At 65.8% G+C, this 17,791-nt stretch carries 16 protein-coding genes; 9 read left to right on the top strand and 7 right to left on the bottom strand.

All coding sequences use genetic code 11. The features are described 5' to 3' along the window. On the bottom strand, positions 1 to 669 hold the full coding sequence (locus K8U54_RS10700) for a DUF3592 domain-containing protein (RefSeq protein ID WP_249910108.1): 669 nt from the start codon (positions 667 to 669) through the stop codon (positions 1 to 3). A gap of 286 nt (positions 670 to 955) precedes the next feature. Between K8U54_RS10700 and trpB the strand changes: the two genes are divergently transcribed. Beyond that, entirely contained in the window at positions 956 to 2,167 is a 1,212-nt protein-coding gene (trpB, locus tag K8U54_RS10695; protein ID WP_249910107.1) for a tryptophan synthase subunit beta, read from the top strand. Continuing rightward, positions 2,164 to 2,985, top strand: coding sequence for a tryptophan synthase subunit alpha (gene trpA / locus K8U54_RS10690; protein WP_249910106.1), 822 nt, complete (start codon positions 2,164 to 2,166; stop codon positions 2,983 to 2,985). Before trpB ends, trpA begins: the two co-directional genes overlap by 4 nt. Positions 2,986 to 3,109: 124 nt before the next feature. On the opposite strand, the gene K8U54_RS10685 is transcribed toward trpA, so the two are convergent. Beyond that, positions 3,110 to 4,060, bottom strand: coding sequence for a 2-hydroxyacid dehydrogenase (locus tag K8U54_RS10685; RefSeq protein WP_249910105.1), 951 nt, complete (start codon positions 4,058 to 4,060; stop codon positions 3,110 to 3,112). A gap of 278 nt (positions 4,061 to 4,338) precedes the next feature. Between K8U54_RS10685 and K8U54_RS10680 the strand changes: the two genes are divergently transcribed. Then, complete coding sequence (locus tag K8U54_RS10680; protein ID WP_249910104.1) at positions 4,339 to 5,640, top strand: Nramp family divalent metal transporter; 1,302 nt, start codon at positions 4,339 to 4,341, stop codon at positions 5,638 to 5,640. 122 nt (positions 5,641 to 5,762) lie between these two features. Here K8U54_RS10680 and K8U54_RS10675 read toward each other — a convergent pair whose 3' ends face one another. Beyond that, positions 5,763 to 6,374 (bottom strand): NAD(P)-dependent oxidoreductase, encoded by a 612-nt coding sequence (locus tag K8U54_RS10675; protein ID WP_249910103.1) that lies wholly within the window; start codon positions 6,372 to 6,374, stop codon positions 5,763 to 5,765. Between the two features lie 151 nt (positions 6,375 to 6,525). Between K8U54_RS10675 and K8U54_RS10670 the strand changes: the two genes are divergently transcribed. Beyond that, on the top strand, positions 6,526 to 7,428 hold the full coding sequence (locus K8U54_RS10670) for a LysR family transcriptional regulator (RefSeq protein WP_249910102.1): 903 nt from the start codon (positions 6,526 to 6,528) through the stop codon (positions 7,426 to 7,428). 3 nt (positions 7,429 to 7,431) lie between these two features. Here the strand turns inward: K8U54_RS10670 and pbpG are convergent, their stop codons facing one another. From pbpG to K8U54_RS10655, 3 genes are all read right to left on the bottom strand, one after another. Then, positions 7,432 to 8,337 carry a D-alanyl-D-alanine endopeptidase gene (gene pbpG, locus K8U54_RS10665; RefSeq protein WP_249910101.1) on the bottom strand — a complete coding sequence of 302 codons (906 nt, stop codon included), beginning with the start codon at positions 8,335 to 8,337 and terminating at the stop codon, positions 7,432 to 7,434. Between the two features lie 167 nt (positions 8,338 to 8,504). After that, positions 8,505 to 9,368 (bottom strand): carboxylate/amino acid/amine transporter, encoded by an 864-nt coding sequence (locus tag K8U54_RS10660; RefSeq protein WP_249910100.1) that lies wholly within the window; start codon positions 9,366 to 9,368, stop codon positions 8,505 to 8,507. 143 nt (positions 9,369 to 9,511) lie between these two features. After that, positions 9,512 to 10,465: a choline sulfate utilization transcriptional regulator gene (locus K8U54_RS10655; protein ID WP_249910099.1), complete on the bottom strand. Its 954-nt coding sequence runs from the start codon at positions 10,463 to 10,465 to the stop codon at positions 9,512 to 9,514. Positions 10,466 to 10,575: 110 nt separating this feature from the next. Here K8U54_RS10655 and betC point away from each other — a divergent pair, with 110 nt between their 5' ends. The 3 genes from betC (at position 10,576) to K8U54_RS10640 (ending at position 14,941) form a co-directional block, all read left to right on the top strand. Beyond that, positions 10,576 to 12,084, top strand: a complete 1,509-nt coding sequence (betC, locus tag K8U54_RS10650) for a choline-sulfatase (RefSeq protein ID WP_249910098.1) — start codon at positions 10,576 to 10,578, stop codon at positions 12,082 to 12,084. Between the two features lie 90 nt (positions 12,085 to 12,174). Continuing rightward, complete coding sequence (gene choX, locus K8U54_RS10645; RefSeq protein WP_249910097.1) at positions 12,175 to 13,104, top strand: choline ABC transporter substrate-binding protein; 930 nt, start codon at positions 12,175 to 12,177, stop codon at positions 13,102 to 13,104. Between the two features lie 271 nt (positions 13,105 to 13,375). Continuing rightward, positions 13,376 to 14,941, top strand: coding sequence for a SulP family inorganic anion transporter (locus K8U54_RS10640; RefSeq protein ID WP_249910096.1), 1,566 nt, complete (start codon positions 13,376 to 13,378; stop codon positions 14,939 to 14,941). Between the two features lie 9 nt (positions 14,942 to 14,950). Here K8U54_RS10640 and K8U54_RS10635 read toward each other — a convergent pair whose 3' ends face one another. Further along, entirely contained in the window at positions 14,951 to 16,201 is a 1,251-nt protein-coding gene (locus K8U54_RS10635) for an MFS transporter (RefSeq protein WP_249910095.1), read from the bottom strand. 210 nt (positions 16,202 to 16,411) lie between these two features. On the opposite strand from K8U54_RS10635, the gene K8U54_RS10630 reads away from it, so the two are divergent. Beyond that, positions 16,412 to 17,314 (top strand): alpha/beta hydrolase, encoded by a 903-nt coding sequence (locus K8U54_RS10630; RefSeq protein WP_249910094.1) that lies wholly within the window; start codon positions 16,412 to 16,414, stop codon positions 17,312 to 17,314. A 28-nt stretch (positions 17,315 to 17,342) separates the two neighbouring features. Further along, on the top strand, positions 17,343 to 17,669 hold the full coding sequence (locus tag K8U54_RS10625; protein ID WP_249910093.1) for a hypothetical protein: 327 nt from the start codon (positions 17,343 to 17,345) through the stop codon (positions 17,667 to 17,669). Positions 17,670 to 17,791: the final 122 nt, after the last annotated feature.

Here is a 17,791-nt window from a genome sequence, read left to right as displayed (position 1 = left end):
TCAGTCCGCCAGCTCGGGCAGGAAGCGGGTATCCATGCTGTAGCGCTTGGGGTTGGCCGGGTCGATCATCACCGTGACCAGCGACTCGCTGATGTAGGGGCCCGGATCGAACCACAGGTTGTCACTGCGAAACACGTGCAGCTTGTTGGTCTGCGGGTTCAACCACTGGGCGACGATGCGGTAGGGGTTGCGGCCGTTGATGCTCAGCGTGCCATTGAGCTCGACGTCCACCAGCTCGGCCTGAACCGGCGTGCCGGTCGCCAGCAACCGGATAGCGCGGCGCTTGGCCAGCAGCGGCGGCAACACGAACAGCAGGCCGATCGCCAGAAAGACCGCGCCGATACCGCCGGCGATCAGGCTGCCTATCCAGTTCTGCTCGAAACTGTCGAGGTGGGCGCGCTCGGGGTCCTGCGGGTCGTAATACACCGCCACGCGCTCACCGATAGCGAACGACGGCGGCGTGCTGCAGGTGCTGCTGTGATGCTCGCCCAGGGTGCCATCCAGGGTGGTGAACGACACCGTCGGGCAGCCACCCTCGATATCCACGATGGAGCCCTCGGTGCGCGTCATCTGCGCCTCGCCACTGATACGCGAGACCTGAATGCCGATGGCAAGGGCCAGCAGCAGCGCGCCGATACCTGGGAACAGCCACAACCATCCTGTTTTCATGACGCCACCTACCTGTGCGTAAATTTGCTAGCGCTGCGATTATTGATCAAGCCTGTGAAAACACCAACTGCCAGGCACTCATGCCGCATTATTTGGACGTGCACCGCCGTGACGCGGCCCCCCTTCACTGGCGCAGCCGCATCGTAAACATGTGATATTTACTCACCTATCGGTTAAAACTAATCGCTTTTCTGCCTGACGTGGCGGCGTTAGTCTGGCCACCATCGACGCCAACGCCATCTGGCTGGCGGGCCGACCAAGGCCCCTGAGTTCACAGGAGAACCCCATGACTTCATTACGCAACGGCCCAGACGCCACCGGCCTGTTCGGTAGTTTCGGTGGGCAGTACGTCGCCGAAACGCTGATGCCGCTGATCCACGACCTGGCCGCCGAGTACGAAAAGGCCAAGGCCGATCCCGCGTTCGCCAAGGAGCTGGCCTACTTCCAGCGCGACTACGTGGGCCGCCCGAGCCCGCTGTATTTCGCCGAGCGCCTGACCGAGCATTGCGGCGGCGCGAAGATCTACCTCAAGCGCGAGGAGCTCAATCACACCGGCGCGCACAAGATCAACAACTGCATCGGCCAGATCCTGCTGGCCAAGCGCATGGGCAAGCAGCGCATCATCGCCGAGACCGGTGCCGGCATGCACGGCGTGGCCACCGCCACCGTGGCGGCGCGTTTCGGCCTGCAGTGCGTGATCTACATGGGCACCACCGACATCGACCGCCAGCAGGCCAACGTCTTCCGCATGAAGCTGCTCGGCGCCGAGGTGATTCCGGTCACCGCCGGCACCGGCACCCTGAAGGATGCGATGAACGAAGCCCTGCGCGACTGGGTGACCAACGTCGACAGCACCTTCTACATCATCGGCACCGTGGCCGGCCCGCACCCCTATCCGGCGATGGTGCGCGACTTCCAGGCCGTTATCGGCAAGGAAACCCGCGACCAGTTGCAGGAGCAGGAAGGTCGCCTGCCGGATTCGCTGGTCGCCTGCATCGGCGGCGGCTCCAATGCCATGGGCCTGTTCCACCCGTTCCTCGATGACCAGTCGGTACAGATCATCGGCGTCGAAGCGGCCGGCCATGGCGTGGAAACCGGCAAGCATGCCGCCAGCCTGAACGGTGGCGTGCCGGGCGTGCTGCACGGCAACCGCACCTTCCTGCTGCAGGACGACGACGGCCAGATCATCGACGCCCACTCGATTTCCGCCGGCCTCGATTACCCGGGCATCGGCCCGGAGCACGCCTGGTTGTTCGACATCGGCCGCGTCGAGTACACCTCGATCACCGACCAGGAAGCGCTCGCCGCCTTCCACCAGTGCTGCCGCCTGGAAGGCATCATCCCGGCGCTGGAGTCGTCCCACGCCCTGGCTGAAGTCTTCAAGCGCGCACCGACCCTGCCCGGGGATCACCTGATGGTGGTCAACCTCTCGGGCCGCGGCGACAAGGACATGCAGACCGTCATGCACCACTTCGACGAACAGGAAGAACACATATGAGCTCGGTAAACTCCCGCCTGCAGACGCGCTTCGCCGAGCTGAAGGACCAGAACCGCGCCGCCCTGGTGACCTTCGTCACCGCGGGCGACCCGAACTACGACGCCTCCCTGAAGATCCTCAAGGGCCTGCCGAAAGCCGGCGCCGACGTGATCGAGCTGGGCATGCCGTTCACCGACCCGATGGCCGATGGCCCGGCGATCCAGCTGGCCAACATCCGCGCCCTGGCCGGCAAGCAGAACCTGGCCCGGACGCTGCAGATGGTCCGTGAATTCCGCCAGGACGACAGCACCACGCCACTGGTACTGATGGGCTACTTCAACCCGATCCACAAGTATGGCGTCGAGCGCTTCATCGCCGATGCCCAGCAAGCCGGCGTGGATGGCCTGATCGTGGTCGACCTGCCGCCGGAGCATAACCGCGACCTGTGCGACCCGGCCCAGGCCGCCGGTATCGACTTCATCCGCCTTACCACCCCGACCACCGACGACAAGCGCCTGCCCACCGTGCTCGCCGGCAGCTCGGGCTTCGTCTACTACGTGTCGGTGGCCGGCGTTACCGGGGCGGGTTCGGCGACCGTGGAACACGTGCAAGAAGCGGTCACCCGCCTGCGCCGCCACACCGACCTGCCGATCAGCATCGGCTTCGGCATCCGCACCCCGGAGCACGCGGCGACCATCGCCCGCCTGGCCGACGGCGTGGTGGTGGGTTCGGCACTGATCGACCATATCGCCAAGGCCGACAACGACGGGCAGGCCATCGATGGCGTGCTCGCGCTGTGCAGCCAGCTGGCCGAGGGCGTGCGCAGCGCCCGTCGCTGAGCCGCGACACAAAAAACCGCTGCTCCGGTTACGGGACAGCGGTTTTTTATTGCCGATCACGAGGGCCTGTTGCCGTTTCACCCACGGGCCCGGCCCTGTGGTCGCCTTGAAACGGCAGCGGACCCTAAACCGGCGTCACCGCCTTGCCCTGCCTGAAGAAGCCGTCGAGGTTGGCGAAGAACAGGTCGGCCATGGCCTGGCGGGTCTCGTGGGTGCCGCTGCCGATATGCGGGGTGAGCACCACGTTATCCAGTGCCAGCAGTGCGGCCGGCACCTGGGGCTCGTCGGCGAATACATCGAGGGCCGCGCCGGCGATGGTGCCACGCTGCAGCGCCGTGACCAGGGCCTGCTCATCCACCACCGAGCCGCGGGCGATATTCACCAGGTAGCCTTTCGGGCCGAGGGCGCGCAGTTGCTCGGCGCCAATCAACTTGTCCGTGGCGCTGCCGCCGGGCACCACCAGCACGGCGTAGTCGGCCGCTTCGAGCAGGCCCTCCAGGGTTTCGTGATAGGTATAGGCGACATCGTCCCGGCGGCGGCGGTTGTGATAGATGACGGTCATGCCGAAGGCCTCGACGCGCTTGGCGATGGCCCGGCCGATATTGCCCATGCCGACGATGCCGCACACCTTGCCGCCGATGCTGCCGGCCAGTGGGAAACGCGCGTTCTGCCACTCACCCGCCCGTACGAAGCGGTCCGCCTCGCTGATCCGGCGGCCCAGGTCGAGCAGAATCGCCACGGCCGTATCGGCAACGCAGTTGTCCAGCACCCCCGGCGTATTGGTCACGGTAATCCCACGCTTCTTCGCGGTATCGACGGCGATCGCGTCGTAGCCCACGCCGAAGCTGATGATCGCCTTAAGATTCGGCAACGCCTCGATCAGCTCCGCCCTGGCGCCGAATACGCCGCTGGTGGCGATGGCGTCGATGCTGTCGGCATGGGTGCGCAACCAGCCGGGCTGGTCATCGATTTCCCAGAAACGATGCACGCGGTAGGTCTGTTCGATGCGTTCCACAAGTGCTGGCGACAAGGGGCCGATCATCAGCAACTGGGCAATGGGGGCGGGTGATGTCATGGGCTCTCCTGAAGGCGATACAGAGCAAGATGCTGCAAAGGGCAGCAGGCCTCCTGGAAACTACCATAAAGACATCGTACATCCGCAACATCTGGAAACAGCTCAGCGACGTGGCAAAAACCCAGTAAAACCGCGCTTGACCAGGGACTACAGGCATCTGAGCCGCTTATCGGTCAAACGCTTTAAATGCTCACTGCTACTTTGCAACAAATTAATTTGTATGATGTCGTATCTCAAAGCGTGCTACTCCCAACAAAAACAACACAGAGGCTCCTCCCATGGCTCGTACCGACGTTGCCGATAAAGGCGTGTCCGCAAGCTCGTCAGGCAACCCCCTAAGCAAAATGGCCAAGCTGCTCGGCCCCGGCATCATCGCGGTGCTGTCCTGGCTGGGTGCAGGTGACCTGATCACCTCGTCCGTTGCCGGCGCCAACTACGGCTACGCGATGATGTGGGTGCTGGCGGTCTCGCTGCTGCTGCGTTTTCTGATCGTCAACATCATCGCCCGCTTCCAGCTGTGCAATAACCAGGGCATGTCGATCCTTGGCGGTTATGCACAACTGCACCCCAGCTTCGCCTGGTTCCTGTTCGGTTATGCGCTGTTCATGGGCCACCTGATGAACGCCTACATGATCAAGGGCGCTGGCGAGGCGTTGTCCACGCTGCTGCACCTGAATCAGCCGCTGCTGTGCTCCTTCGCGGTGGTGCTCGGTGTCTGGCTGCTGGTCGGTCGCAGCATCTACAGCCTCATCGAAGGCGTGATGAAGGTGTTGCTGGCGATCATGACCCTGGCGTTCCTGTCCCTGGCGGTGATGTCCGGGCCGGACCTGGGCGGTATCGTCTCCGGTACCTTCGGCTTCAGCATCCCCAAAGACGAAGGCGTGCATGGCGCCCTGCTGGTCGCCGTGTCGGTCATCGGCGCCGTCGCCGGCTCGATCGCCAACTTCGTGCACCCCTACGTGATGAAGCAGAAAGGCTGGACCGGCCCCGAGCACAAGCGCATCCAGCGCAACGACCTGCTGTTCGCGGTGTTCGTCGGTATCGTCATCAACCTGGCGATCTGGGTAGTGGGTGCGGAAATCCTGCGACCCAATGGCCTGAAGGTGGAAACCCTCAATGACCTGGGCGCCGCCCTGCAGATGTTCTTCGGCCCAGGCGGCTGGTACATCTTCTTCATCGGCGTGTTCGCCACCCTGTTCGCCAGCGTAGTGGGCAAGACCACCGCCTTCCCGATGCTGATCACCGATGCCCTGCACCACATCCAACCGAAGCGCCGCCAGCAACATGGCGAAGCGCTGCAGAAAGACCCGTTGCACAAATGGTTCCTGCTGTTCGTGCTGGTCACCCCGCTGATCTGGTCGCTGCCGGGCATGCCGGACTTCGTGACGCTGACCATCGCGGTCAACGCGCTGAACATCGTCGGCCTGCCGATCATTTCCCTCGGCCTGCTGATCATGTCCAACCAGAAGAAGCTGCTCGGCCAGTACTGCAACAACTGGTTCGAGAACCTGGCACTGGGCGCCGCGACCATCCTGGCGGTCTGGGTCGCCATCCAGCTCGGCATGCAGATGCTGGCCTGACCTCCAAAAGCCCCTCGCAACTTGCCTTGAGTGACTCGAGGCCCTGCACGCGGCCAGGCCTTTCCCCCGCATTGCCGAGCGGGGGAGTGCTTGAGCCGCGTTTTTTTGCATTGGTGAAGCGATCAGTAACCCACGGTGAAACGCTGGCGCGAATGCCGGGGCTGCTCCAGTTCGTCGACCAGGGCAATGGCGTAGTCCTCCATGGAGATCGCGCTGTTGCCGTCGGCATCGACCAGCAGGCTGTCGGTGCCGAGGCGGAAGCGCCCGGTGCGCTGACCCGGCTCGAACAACGCCGAGGGCGACAGGAAGGTCCAGTCCAGGGCCTGCTCGCCTCGCAGCACGTTGAGGAAATCACGCCCCGCTCCGGCCTCATCCTTGTAGGCCGCCGGAAACGCCGGCGTGTCGATCAGCGCGACGCCCGGCGCCACTTCCAGGCTACCGGCCCCACCGACCACCAGCAGACGCGGCACGCCCGCCGCCTTCACCGCGCCGATCAGGCGGGCGGCATCGCTGCCGACGAAGCGCGTGGTGCTGATCACCGCCTCATGGCCCTGCAGCAGCGGCACCAGACGCTCGGCGTCGCTCACATCCGCGCTGACCAGGGTCAGCCCGTCCTGGGCCGGCACCGCGCTCACATCGCGGGCGACACCGGTGACCTGATGGCCACGCTGCAGCAGTTCATGACGCAGACGTGCACCCACACGCCCGCTGATACCAAGAATGACGACTTTCATGTGAGGCTCCACTGTGACATGCAGGAAAACCACCGGCCGCCGCGGCTATCACCGCCTGGGTCGCCGATGGACGAGTGATGAGCTTACCCGCGTGTAACGCCTTAAAAAGCTGCATAATCACCGCAACACAGTTGCATGAATCGAGCGAATCATGGACAGACTCACGGCAACCCGCGTTTTCGTCGAAGTGGTGGATCGCGGCAGCCAGACCGCGGCCGCCGAGCATCTGGATCTGTCCCGGGCCATGGTCTCGCGCTACCTGGCCGAGCTGGAGGGCTGGGTGGGCGCACGGCTGTTGCACCGCACCACGCGCAAGTTGAGCCTGACCCAGGTGGGCAACGAACTGCTGCCGCATTGCCGGGAAATGCTGCACACCGCCGAGATGATGCAGGCCACGGGCCTGAAGGCCACCGACGGGCCGAGCGGCAACCTGCGCATCACCACCAGCCAGTCCTTCGCGCAAACCTGGCTAAGCCCGGTGCTGGTGGAATACCTGGCGCGCTACCCGAAAACCTCGGTGGATGTGCTGGTCGGCAGCCACGCCGTGAACCTGGTCGAGGAGCGTATCGACCTGGCGCTGCGCATCACCAACCAGCTCGAGCCCAACCAGGTGGCGCGTCACCTGGGCGATTGCCATTCGGTGGTATGCGCCGCGCCCGCCTACCTGGCCCGCGCCGGCACCCCGAGCCAGCCCGAGGCGCTGAGCGCGCACAACTGCCTGACCTACAGCTACTTCGGCCGCAGCCTGTGGCACTTCACGGGCCGGCAGGGGCCAGTGCAGGTGCCGGTAGCTGGCAACCTGAGCAGCAACGACACCGCCGTGTTGCTGGAAGCGACGGTGGCCGGTGGCGGCATCTGCATGCAGCCGCTCTACGCGGCCGCGCCGTTGCTGGAGGACGGTCGCCTGGTACGCCTGCTGCCGGACTGGCAGCCGCAGTCCCTGGGCATCCACGCCATCTACGCCTCACGCCGACAGATGCTGCCGGCGCTGCGCACCCTGCTCGACTTCATCGCCGAACGCCTGGCGGCCGATCCACGCTGGCAAACGCGTTAGCGCTTACTGCGCCGCCTGCAACTGGCGCTGCGAGGCGCGCTGCTGCTTGTAGGCCAGGGCGGCGGGCGCCACCGGGGTGACCTGGCCGGTTTCCACCCATTTGCGCAGGCGGCTGGCGTCGGCCATGTGGGTGTACTTGCCGAAGGCGTCCAGTACCACGAAGGCCACCGGCTTGCCGGCCATGGTGGTGCGCATCACCAGGCAGTGGCCGGCGCTGTTGGTGAAGCCGGTCTTGGTCAGCTGTACGTCCCAACCGGGCTTGCGGGTCAGCGCATTGGTATTGCGGAAACCCAGGGTGTAGTTGGGTTTGCGGAAGGCCACGGTCTTCTCGCCGGTGGCGCTCAGCTCGCCGATCAGCGGGTAGCTGCGGGTCGCCTTGAGCAGCTTCACCAGGTCATTGGCGGTGGAGACGTTGTGTTCGGACAGGCCGGTCGGCTCCACGTAGCGGGTCTGGGTCATGCCCAGGGCACGGGCCTTGGCGTTCATGGCCGCAACGAAGGCGGTGACGCCACCCGGATAGTGATGGGCCAGGCTGGACGCGGCGCGGTTCTCCGACGACATGAGAGTCAGCAGGAGCATTTCCCGGCGGCTGATCTCGCTGCCGATACGCACGCGGGAATACACGCCGCGCATGTCGTGCACGTCACGGATGATCACCGGCAACTGCTCGTTGAGCGGCAGCTTGGCGTCCAGGGCGACCATGGCGGTCATCAGCTTGGTGACCGAGGCGATTGGCACCACCATGTTGGGGTTGCTGGAATACAGCACCTTGTCGGTGTTCAGATCGACCAGCAGGGCGCTGCCGGAGGCCAGCTCCTGCTTGGCGGGAGCGGCGGCTTCGGAGGCCAGGGGCGCGGCGAGAAACAGGCAGGCCAGGGCGAGGCTGGCGAAGGGGCGACGAATATTCACGATGGCATTCACTGGGCAAGAGATGGCTGAAAAGGCGCTCCGTGCCGGTGAAGAGACTTCATCCGTGGCCCTAAGAAATAGGGTTTTAAAAACAGCTAATTGCATTCGCAATTGAAGGTGCGATGTTAGCACCCGTCAAGGCAGGTTCCTATTCTCCGATAAATGGGTCAGGCCGCTGCCAGGCGCCGTCGGCCGAGGCGGTTGAGCCACAGCGAGGCGAGGATGATCGCGCCGCCCAGGGCCAGGCGTGGCAGGTCGGCGTCGCGGTTCCAGATCAGCAGGTTCACCACCAGGCCGGCCGGCACGTGCAGCTCGTTCATCACCGCCAGGGTGCCGGCATCCACCTTGACGCTGCCCTTGACCCACCAGAACAGCCCCAGCGCCGTGGCGAACAGGCCCATCCACAGCAGGATGCCCCACTGCAGCGCGGTACTCGGCAGCTTGTCCGGGTTGCCGAACAGCAGGAACGAGGGCAGCACCAGCACCATTGCCCCCAGGAAGAAGTGCCCGAAGAAACGGTGCAGCGGCTGCTCGGTCGGGTAGCGCATCAGCAGCTGACGGCATAGCACCTGGCCTGCCGCGAAGGTCAGGTTGGCCAGCTGCAGCAACAGGAAGCCGACCAGGTACTCGCCCTCCAGGCGCTCGAAGCGGATCACCACGCCGCCGCCCACCGCCACCAGCGCGGCGACCAAGGCCCAGGGGCTGAAGCGCCGCGCCAGGGCATCGTCGAGCAGGGTCACGTAGATCGGCGTAAGCACGGTGAACAGCAGCACCTCGGGCACCGTCAGCACCTGGAAGCTGCGGTACAGGCACAGGTAAGTGACCCCGAACTGCAGCGCCCCGGCCAGCCAGAAACCGGCCAGCAACCGCCGCGGCAGGCCGCGCCACAGGGTGAAGGGCAGGAACACCAGCGCCGCGACGGCCACCCGCGCCAGCACGGCGAAGTCGCTGTCCACCCGGCCCGCCAGGTATTCGCCGATCAGGCTGAAGGAAAACGCCCAGAGGACGGTGACGGCGAGCAGGTAAGGCATGGCACGGGCTCTCGAAAAATCAGCCGCGGATCATACCCTGCCTACCGCCCGAAGGTGAGCGGCCCACCTGCCGGCACCGACAGAACCAGCGGCTGCGCGGTGCTCGATCAGGCGGTAGCCGGGACTGCGGCTACCGGGTTCGCTCACAGGGCAAGCCCCTTGGGGTCGATGCCGCCCGGCCAGTCGGGTCGGGGTTCGCGCTGCAGCTCGTCCTGCAGCCAGGCGACGAAATGCTCCACCAGGCCAATGCGCCGCTTGCGCGCGGGCAGCACCACGTAATAGCCGAAGCGCGAGGTGGCCGAGCGCGCGTCGACGCGCACCAGCAGGCCCTGCTCGATCAGCTCGTCGACCAGATGCCGCCAGCCGATGGCCACGCCGCGCCCGGCGATGGCGGCCTGGATCAGCAGCGTGTAGTTGTCGAAACGTAGGCTGCCGGGGCTGGGCAGTTCGGCGATGCCCAGGGCGCGGAACAAGCCGCTCCAGTCGAACCAGCGCGAGCGGCTTTCCGGGCGCAGGTGCAGCAGGGGCAGCTGCGCCAGCAACTCGCCGGGCGAGGTATCGACGCGGTTGAGCAGCAGCGGGCTGCAGACCGCGAACACTTCCTCGCTGAACAGCAGGTGCTGCTCGCCGTGTTTGAAGCGCCCGTCACCGAAGGAGATGGCCACGTCGATTTCCGCCGGCAGGCTGGCCAGGTCGCGCTCGCTGGTGATCAGGCTCACGTCGACGTCCGGGTACTGCTGGTGAAACCGCTGCAGGCGCGGCATCAGCCAGTAGGCGGCGAAGGCGAAGTCGGTCGCTACCTGCAGCACCTCGTGCTGCTGGTGGCCGGCGACCGTCGCCAGCCCGGCATCCATGGCCGCCAGGCCCTCCTGCACCGGTACCAGCAAGGCTTCGCCGGCATCGGTCAGCACGATACCGCGGTACACGCGGTCGAACAGGCGGGTTGCCAACTGTGCTTCCAGCCGCTTGATCTGCTGGCTGACCGCCGGCTGGGTGCTGCCAAGCTCGGCCGCCGCGGCGGTGAAGCTCAGATGGCGCGCCGCCGACTCGAATACCCGCAAGGTATCGAGGGAGATGCCGGCAAGCGCATCAAACATAAGCGTCGCTTATCCGAGCCATGTGCTGCATACGGGTTTACCCCTGTTCATCGAGCCTTGATCATCGGTTGATCAATTTCGCATAAAACAACGATATGGAATACGCCGCCATGAAACGCCCCAACATCCTTTTCATCATGGCCGACCAGATGGCCGCACCGCTGCTGCCGCTGCACGACGCGAAGTCGCCGATCAAGGTGCCGAACCTGCAGCGCCTGGCCGCCGAGGGCGTGCTGTTCGACTCTGCCTATTGCAACAGCCCGCTCTGTGCGCCGTCGCGCTTCACCCTGGTCAGCGGCCAGCTGCCCAGCCAGATCGGCGCCTACGACAACGCCGCCGACTTCCCTGCCGACGTGCCCACCTACGCCCACTACCTGCGCCGCCTCGGCTATCGCACCGCGCTGTCCGGCAAGATGCACTTCTGCGGCCCGGACCAGCTGCACGGCTACGAGGAGCGCCTGACCAGCGACATCTACCCCGCCGACTACGGCTGGGCGGTGAACTGGGACGAGCCCGACGTGCGCGCCAGCTGGTACCACAACATGTCCTCGGTGCTGCAGGCCGGTCCTTGCGTGCGCACCAACCAGCTGGACTTCGACGAGGAGGTGGTGTTCAAGGCCCAGCAATACCTCTACGACCACGTGCGGGTGACGCCCGACCAGCCGTTCTGCCTGACCGTGTCGATGACTCACCCCCACGACCCCTACACCATCCCGGAGGAATACTGGAATCGCTACCGCGACGAGGACATTCCGCTGCCGCGCCAGGTGATCGACCAGGCCGAGCAGGACCCGCACTCCCAGCGCCTGCTCAAGGTCATCGACCTGTGGGACAAGCCGCTGCCCGAGCACAAGATCCGCGATGCGCGGCGCGCCTATTTCGGCGCCTGCAGCTACATCGACGACAACATCGGCAAGCTGCTCAAGACGCTGAAGGACTGCAAACTGGCCGACGACACCATCATCGTGTTCTCCGGCGACCACGGCGACATGCTGGGTGAGCGTGGCCTCTGGTACAAGATGCACTGGTTCGAGATGGCCGCCCGCGTACCGCTGCTGGTCCATGCGCCAGCACGTTTCGCGGCGCACCGGGTCAGCCAGTCGGTGTCCACCGTCGACCTCCTGCCGACCCTGGTGGAACTGGCCGGCGGCCAGGTCGAGCCGGGCCTGGCGCTCGATGGCCGCTCGCTGCTGCCGCACCTGCAGGGCGACGGCGGCCACGATGAGGTGCTCGGCGAATACATGGCCGAAGGCACCACCAGCCCGCTGATGATGATCCGCCGTGGCGAGTGGAAATTCGTCTACAGCGAAGAAGACCCGCTGCTGCTGTTCAACGTGGCGAACGACCCCCAGGAACGCGAAAACCTCGCCGCCTCAGCCGATCATCGCCAGCAGCTCGAGGCGTTTCTTGCCGAGGCCCGCGGCCGCTGGGACATGGCCGCCATCCACGGCGCCACCCTGGCCAGCCAACGCCGGCGCCGCCTGGTCGCCGAGGCGCTGACCCAGGGCAAACTGAAGAGCTGGGATCACCAGCCGCTGGTCGATGCCAGCGAGCAATACATGCGCAACCACATCGACCTCGACGACCTGGAGCGCCGCGCCCGCTTCCCCCAACCGTGACGTCGCACGCCGGGGCCAAAAAGCGGGAACCTGGCGCGCTCCCTTGCGTCGCATAGCCTGCCCAACAGAAAACCAACACAAGGAATAGGCATGAACACATTCAAGAAAGCCGTCGCGGGCAGCCTGCTCCTGGCCGCCACCCTGGCCAGCCAGGCCCACGCCGAAGACGCCAGCTGCGCTACGGTCACCCTCGGCGATCCGGGCTGGAGCGATATCGCCGTGACCAACGGCATCGCCAGCCTGGTGCTCGATGGCCTGGGCTACCAGGTGAAGACCCAGACTCTGGGTGTGCCGATCATCTTCGCCGGCCTGCAGAAGGGCCAGGTCGACGTGTTCCTCGGCAACTGGATGCCTGCGCAGCAGGCCAACTACGACAAGTTCGTCGCCACCGGCGTGGTCGACAAGGTCGCGGAAAACCTCAGCGGCACCGAATACACCCTGGCCGTGCCGACCTACGCCTATGACGCCGGCGTGAAGACCTTCGCCGATCTGGAAAAGCACGCCGACAAGTTCGGTCGCAAGATCTACGGCATCGCCTCCGGCGCGCCGGCCAACGAGTCGATCAAGGAAATCATCGCCGCCAACGAGTTCGGTTTGAAGAACTGGAAACTGATCGAGTCCAGCGAGCAGGCCATGCTCGTGCAGGTGGGCCGGGCGGTGAAGCGCGATGAGTTCGTGGTGTTCCTCGGCTGGACGCCGCACCCGATGAACGTGCAGTACGACATGAAGTACCTCAAGGGCGGCGAGAAGTACTTTGGCGACAGCGGCAGCGTCAATACCCTGGCCCGCAAGGGCTACGCGGCGCAGTGCCCGAACGTCGGCAAACTGCTGAGCAACCTGAAGTTCACCCAGGACATGGAGAACGCCATCATGGACAAGGTACTGAGCAAACAGGCCAGCAACGACGGCGCCGTGAAAGACTGGATCAAGGCCAACCCGGAGGTGCTGGACGGCTGGCTCGAGGGTGTGACCACCCGCGACGGCGGCGATGCGGTGGCGGCGGTGAAGGCCAAGTTGTAAGCCTGGCTGCAGCGATCGGATTGTGGGGCGGGCAACCACTTTGGGAGCGCGCCATGCGCGCGAAATCACGGGCATGGACTGGGCGTCCCCGCCCGTTCCCACAGACACAATCGATGCCCGCGAAATCGTAGGCACGCCCTGCTACCACACGCGTAGGGTGGGCTTCAGCCCACCAAATCGACGATGCACCCGAGAGCCTCGAGGCCTCGAGAAATAATCACCAACACCTCTGCTACCCTGCCCACCACCCAGCCCACAACGAAAAAGCCCCATGCGTCTACCCAGCCGATACAGCCTGTTGCCCTTCCTGCTCTGGTGGCCGACCGTCACCCGGCGCACGCTGGGCACGGATCTGCTGGTCGGGCTGAGCGGCGCCATCCTCGCCTTGCCGCAATCGATCGCCTACGCGCTGATCGCCGGGCTGCCGGCCGAGTACGGGCTGTATGCGGCGATCGTGCCGGTGATCATCGCCTGCCTGTGGGGCTCGTCGTGGCACCTGATCGGCGGGCCGACGGCGGCGATTTCCATCGTGCTGTTCACCAGCGTCAGCCCCATGGCCCGGCCGGGTAGCGACGAGTTCGTCGCCCTGGTGCTGGTGCTGACCTTTCTCGCCGGGCTGTTCCAGTGGCTGCTCGGGTTGCTGCGCTTCGGCAACCTGGTCAACTTCGTCTCGCCCTCGGTGATCCTCGGTTTCACCCTCGGCGCGGCGCTGGTGATCGCCCTTGGCCAGCTACCGAATTTGCTGGGGCTTGAAGTCGATAGCCAACGCACTGCCGTGGCCACCCTGCTCGAACTCGGCCAGCATCTTGGCCAGGCCGACTGGCACGCCATGGTGGTAGCGCTATTCACCCTGGCGGTCAGCCTGCTCTGCCGGCGCCTGTGGCCGCGCTTGCCGGCGCTGCTGATCGGGGTGGTGGCCGGCAGCCTGCTGGTCGCTGCCCTGCCCGGCTTGTTCGCCGGCATTCGCCTGGTCGATGCCTTCGAGGGCACCTTGCCGCCATTCACCCTGCTGCATTTCGAGGTCAACAGCCTGCTCGAACTGCTGCCCGCGGCGATTGCCTGCGGCATGCTCGGGCTGGTCACCAGCCTGTCCATCGCCCGCTCCCTGGCCTCCCGCTCCCAGCAATTGCTGGACGCCAACCAGGAGGTGCGCGCCCAGGGCCTGTCCAACCTGATCGGCCCGTGGTTCTCCGGCTCGCTGTCGGCCGGCTCCTTCACCCGCTCGGCGCTCAACCTGCAGGCCGGCGCCACCTCGCCGTTGGCCGGGGTATTTTCGGCGCTGCTGGTGGCGGCCTTTGCGCTGCTCTGCGCAGGGCTGATCGCCCATATCGCGCTGCCCAGCATGGGCGCGGCGATCCTGCTGATCTGCTGGGGGCTGGTGGATGTCGCCGGCGTGCGCGCACTGCTGCGCGTCAGCCGTGCGGAGTTCGTGGTGATGCTGCTGACCCTGCTCGCCACCCTGGTGCTGGAGCTGCAAACGGCGATCTACGCCGGCGTGCTGGCCTCGCTGTTCTTCTACCTCAAGCGCACCTCGCAGCCGCGCTTCAAATACACCCGCGACGGCGACGACGAGCTGCTGCGCCTGGAAGGCTCGATCTTCTTTGGCGCCTGCCATTACGTGCAGCAGATCCTGCAACTCAGCCACGGCGAGCGGGTGGTGGTCGATGCCCGGCATATCAACTTCATCGATTACGCCGGGGTGGAGATGCTTCATCTGGAGGCGCGCCGCCTGCAGGCGCAAAACCGCCAGTTGGTGCTGCGCCACGCCCGCCCCCACGTGGTCGAGGAAATCCAGAAACTCGAAGGTGCCACCTGCCCGGTGCAGTTCGAGGACTGAACCGCCAGGCTACCGCCAGCCGTGCCGACGAAAGTAACGCCCCACCAGCAGCAATGCCGCCAGCCCCAGAACGCCGGCGCACACGAACAACCCGTCATAACCCAGCGCCTTGGCCAGCACGCCGCTGGCCGCGCCGACGAAACCGCCGAGCAGAATCTGCGTGGAGGCCTGCAGGGTAAAGTCCGCGCCTTCGTGGCCGGGGCGGCACTGGCGCATCATCGCGGCGAACAAGGCGACTGTGGATAAGCCATCGGCGGCCTGCTCGCTCAGGGTCAAGGCATACACCCACGATGCGTCACCGCCACGGCTGACCAGCAGCGCCAATGCAGCAAGGCTCAGCGCCTGCAACGCACCGAAGGCCAGCAGCGCACGCAGCACACCGAGGCGCGCATACAGCAGGCCGCCCAATAGCGCGCCGCCAATACCGACCAGGCTGCTGATCAACGTCAGTTGGCCCAGCTCGGCATTGCTCCAGCCCTGATCCACCAGCATCGGCTTGATCATCGGCGAGCCCAGGGCGTCGCCCAACTTGAAGGTCAGCACCACGGCCAGCCACAGGCCCATTCCCGGCAGCGCCAGCAGGCCGCGGTAATGGCGCCACAACAGGCCCACGCCCATCGGCTCGGCCGGCGCGGCGACAGGCGGCAATTGTTGGGTTTCGGCAAAGCGCCACACCGGCAGCAGCATTAGGGCGACCAGCAGGGTCAGGGCCAGCAGCGAAAGGTTCCAGCCGAAGCGGTCGATCACCAGCAGCAGCCCACTGCCGCTGACGATCATCCCGACCTTGTAGCCGCCCACCTGCAGGCTGTTGCCCAGCCCGCGCCAGCGCTCGGGCAACAGGCGCACGGTCAGGCCATCGGTGGCGATGTCCTGGGTCGCCGCCGCCAGGTTGATCAGCACCAGCAGGCCGAGCAGCAGCGGCAACTGCGCAGCAAATAGCGAGCCCGGTGAGAGCAGCGCCAGGGCCAGCAGGATCACCACCACCGCGCCCTGCAACGGCAGAATCCAGCCGCGGTGATGGCCCAGGCGCCGCGATGAAAGGCGGTCCACCCACGGCGCCCACAGCACCTTGAGCAGCCAGGGCAGCGCCAGCAGCTTGAGCAAGCCGATCACCGCCAGGTCCACGCCATGCTGGCGCAGCAGCACCGGCAACGCATGGGCGATCAGCCCGGACGGCAAACCCTGGGCGCAATACAGTGAGGCCAGCAGCACCAGGGTGGCGCCGGCCGGGCGGCGCAAATCGGCAGGAGTGGGCGACATGGTGGCGTCCGCAGGAGTTCAGCGGCGCAGCATAGCGCAGGCTTGAAAGCGCCAGCAGCCCTGTCATGCTGCGGTAACAACTCGATACCCGAAACCGCCGAACGCCGTCGCGGCGTTTCGGTCTATTCGCCTGTCACCCTCCCCCCGCCCCTGCGCCGCCCGTGAGCGAAGCGCGGCGCGTGTCCCGTTCGCAACCCTCCGCGGAGAGCCATGGCCACTTCACTTATCCACATCCTGCGCCGCCGCTGGCTGAGCATCGGCCTGCTGCTGTGCCTGGCCGTCGGCCTGCCGGTCGGCTGCGCCAAGCTGGAAGAAAAGGAGCGCGAGCTGGTATTTCGCATCGAGCCAGGCACCGCCAGCTGGTTCCACGGCCTGCCTGCCGGTGTGAAAGACATGACCCTCAGCGTGCCCGAGTTCGGTGACAGCCAGAGCATCCACGCCTGGTGGTGGCCGGCCCGCAAGGCCGACGCGCCGACCCTGCTGTACCTGCACGGCTCGCGCTGGAACCTGACCGGCCAGCTGTTTCGCATCGAACAGCTGCACGCCATGGGCTTCTCTGTGCTGGCCATCGACTACCGCGGCTTCGGCGAGAGCCGCGGCGAGCTGCCTTCCGAGCGCACCCTCTACGAGGACGCCGAGATCGCCTGGCAACGCCTGACCGAGCTGCAGCCCGACCCGGCCAAGCGCTTTATCTACGGGCACTCCCTGGGTGGTGCCGTGGCGGTCAACCTGGCCGACGCCCTGGGCCGTGATCGCCATACGCCGCCGCTGGCCGGGCTGATCATCGAATCGACCTTCACCAACCTGGCCGATGCCGCTACCGCCGTGGCTTCCGAGTACACTTCGCTGCCCGTGCGCTGGCTGCTGTCGCAGAAGTTCGACTCCCTGAGCAAGATCGGCGACATCAAGGTGCCGGTGCTGATCGCCCACGGCACCGGTGACCGCTACGTACCGGCGCGCTTCAGCGAAAGCCTGTACCAGGCGGCCAACCAGCCCAAGCGCCTGCTGCTGATCGACGGCGGCAACCACAACAACAGCATGCGCACCGGCAGCCGCGAGTACCGCGAGGCGATTCGCACGCTGTTCTCCGAGCAGAAGATCGGCCAGGGCTGATCGCGCGCAGCCCGGCAGAGGACGAATCATGCAGGTGATCGATCATCAACCCCACGCCTGGTTGCTGCTGGAAGACGACAGCGGCCTGCTGATCGACGTGGAGTGCCATCACGGCGCCGTCAGCTGCAGCGTGCTGATCCGTCTGAATGATGAAGAGCTGGCCCAGTACCGGCGCGACGGCCACGCCTATCTGAATCGCCTGGCCGAGGCCATCCACTACAGCGCGCCGATCCTGGCGATCAGCAACTCGCCCTACAAGGCGCGCAAGCTGCGCGGCTACGAAGAGCAGGTGCTGCAGGCGATCCGCCAGTGGCAGGCGCAGGCTCCACCCGGCGGTGCCGCCAGGCAGGATTGACGCATCGTCAGCGCGGTGGACAGGCAGCGGCCGAATCCACTGACCAATGCCATGTCGCCTAGCTCACCTCCCTCCCGGACCGACGTTGCGGCACCTGTCGCACGCCCCTTGGCGACGCGCTG

The sequence above is a fragment of the Pseudomonas fulva genome (assembly GCF_023517795.1).
GTDB classification, from domain to species: Bacteria; Pseudomonadota; Gammaproteobacteria; order Pseudomonadales; family Pseudomonadaceae; genus Aquipseudomonas; species Aquipseudomonas fulva_D.
This window is presented reverse-complemented; position numbering and strand designations above follow the sequence as displayed.

What these genes read in the sequence shown, in the direction of transcription:
- K8U54_RS10700 (WP_249910108.1), bottom strand. Translation starts at nt 669, where the DNA reads ATGAAAACAGGATGGTTGTGGCTGTTCCCAGGTATCGGCGCGCTGCTG.
- trpB (WP_249910107.1), top strand. Translation starts at nt 956, where the DNA reads ATGACTTCATTACGCAACGGCCCAGACGCCACCGGCCTGTTCGGTAGT.
- trpA (WP_249910106.1), top strand. Translation starts at nt 2,164, where the DNA reads ATGAGCTCGGTAAACTCCCGCCTGCAGACGCGCTTCGCCGAGCTGAAG.
- K8U54_RS10685 (WP_249910105.1), bottom strand. Translation starts at nt 4,060, where the DNA reads ATGACATCACCCGCCCCCATTGCCCAGTTGCTGATGATCGGCCCCTTG.
- K8U54_RS10680 (WP_249910104.1), top strand. Translation starts at nt 4,339, where the DNA reads ATGGCTCGTACCGACGTTGCCGATAAAGGCGTGTCCGCAAGCTCGTCA.
- K8U54_RS10675 (WP_249910103.1), bottom strand. Translation starts at nt 6,374, where the DNA reads ATGAAAGTCGTCATTCTTGGTATCAGCGGGCGTGTGGGTGCACGTCTG.
- K8U54_RS10670 (WP_249910102.1), top strand. Translation starts at nt 6,526, where the DNA reads ATGGACAGACTCACGGCAACCCGCGTTTTCGTCGAAGTGGTGGATCGC.
- K8U54_RS10660 (WP_249910100.1), bottom strand. Translation starts at nt 9,368, where the DNA reads ATGCCTTACCTGCTCGCCGTCACCGTCCTCTGGGCGTTTTCCTTCAGC.
- K8U54_RS10655 (WP_249910099.1), bottom strand. Translation starts at nt 10,465, where the DNA reads ATGTTTGATGCGCTTGCCGGCATCTCCCTCGATACCTTGCGGGTATTC.
- betC (WP_249910098.1), top strand. Translation starts at nt 10,576, where the DNA reads ATGAAACGCCCCAACATCCTTTTCATCATGGCCGACCAGATGGCCGCA.
- choX (WP_249910097.1), top strand. Translation starts at nt 12,175, where the DNA reads ATGAACACATTCAAGAAAGCCGTCGCGGGCAGCCTGCTCCTGGCCGCC.
- K8U54_RS10640 (WP_249910096.1), top strand. Translation starts at nt 13,376, where the DNA reads ATGCGTCTACCCAGCCGATACAGCCTGTTGCCCTTCCTGCTCTGGTGG.
- K8U54_RS10635 (WP_249910095.1), bottom strand. Translation starts at nt 16,201, where the DNA reads ATGTCGCCCACTCCTGCCGATTTGCGCCGCCCGGCCGGCGCCACCCTG.
- K8U54_RS10630 (WP_249910094.1), top strand. Translation starts at nt 16,412, where the DNA reads ATGGCCACTTCACTTATCCACATCCTGCGCCGCCGCTGGCTGAGCATC.
- K8U54_RS10625 (WP_249910093.1), top strand. Translation starts at nt 17,343, where the DNA reads ATGCAGGTGATCGATCATCAACCCCACGCCTGGTTGCTGCTGGAAGAC.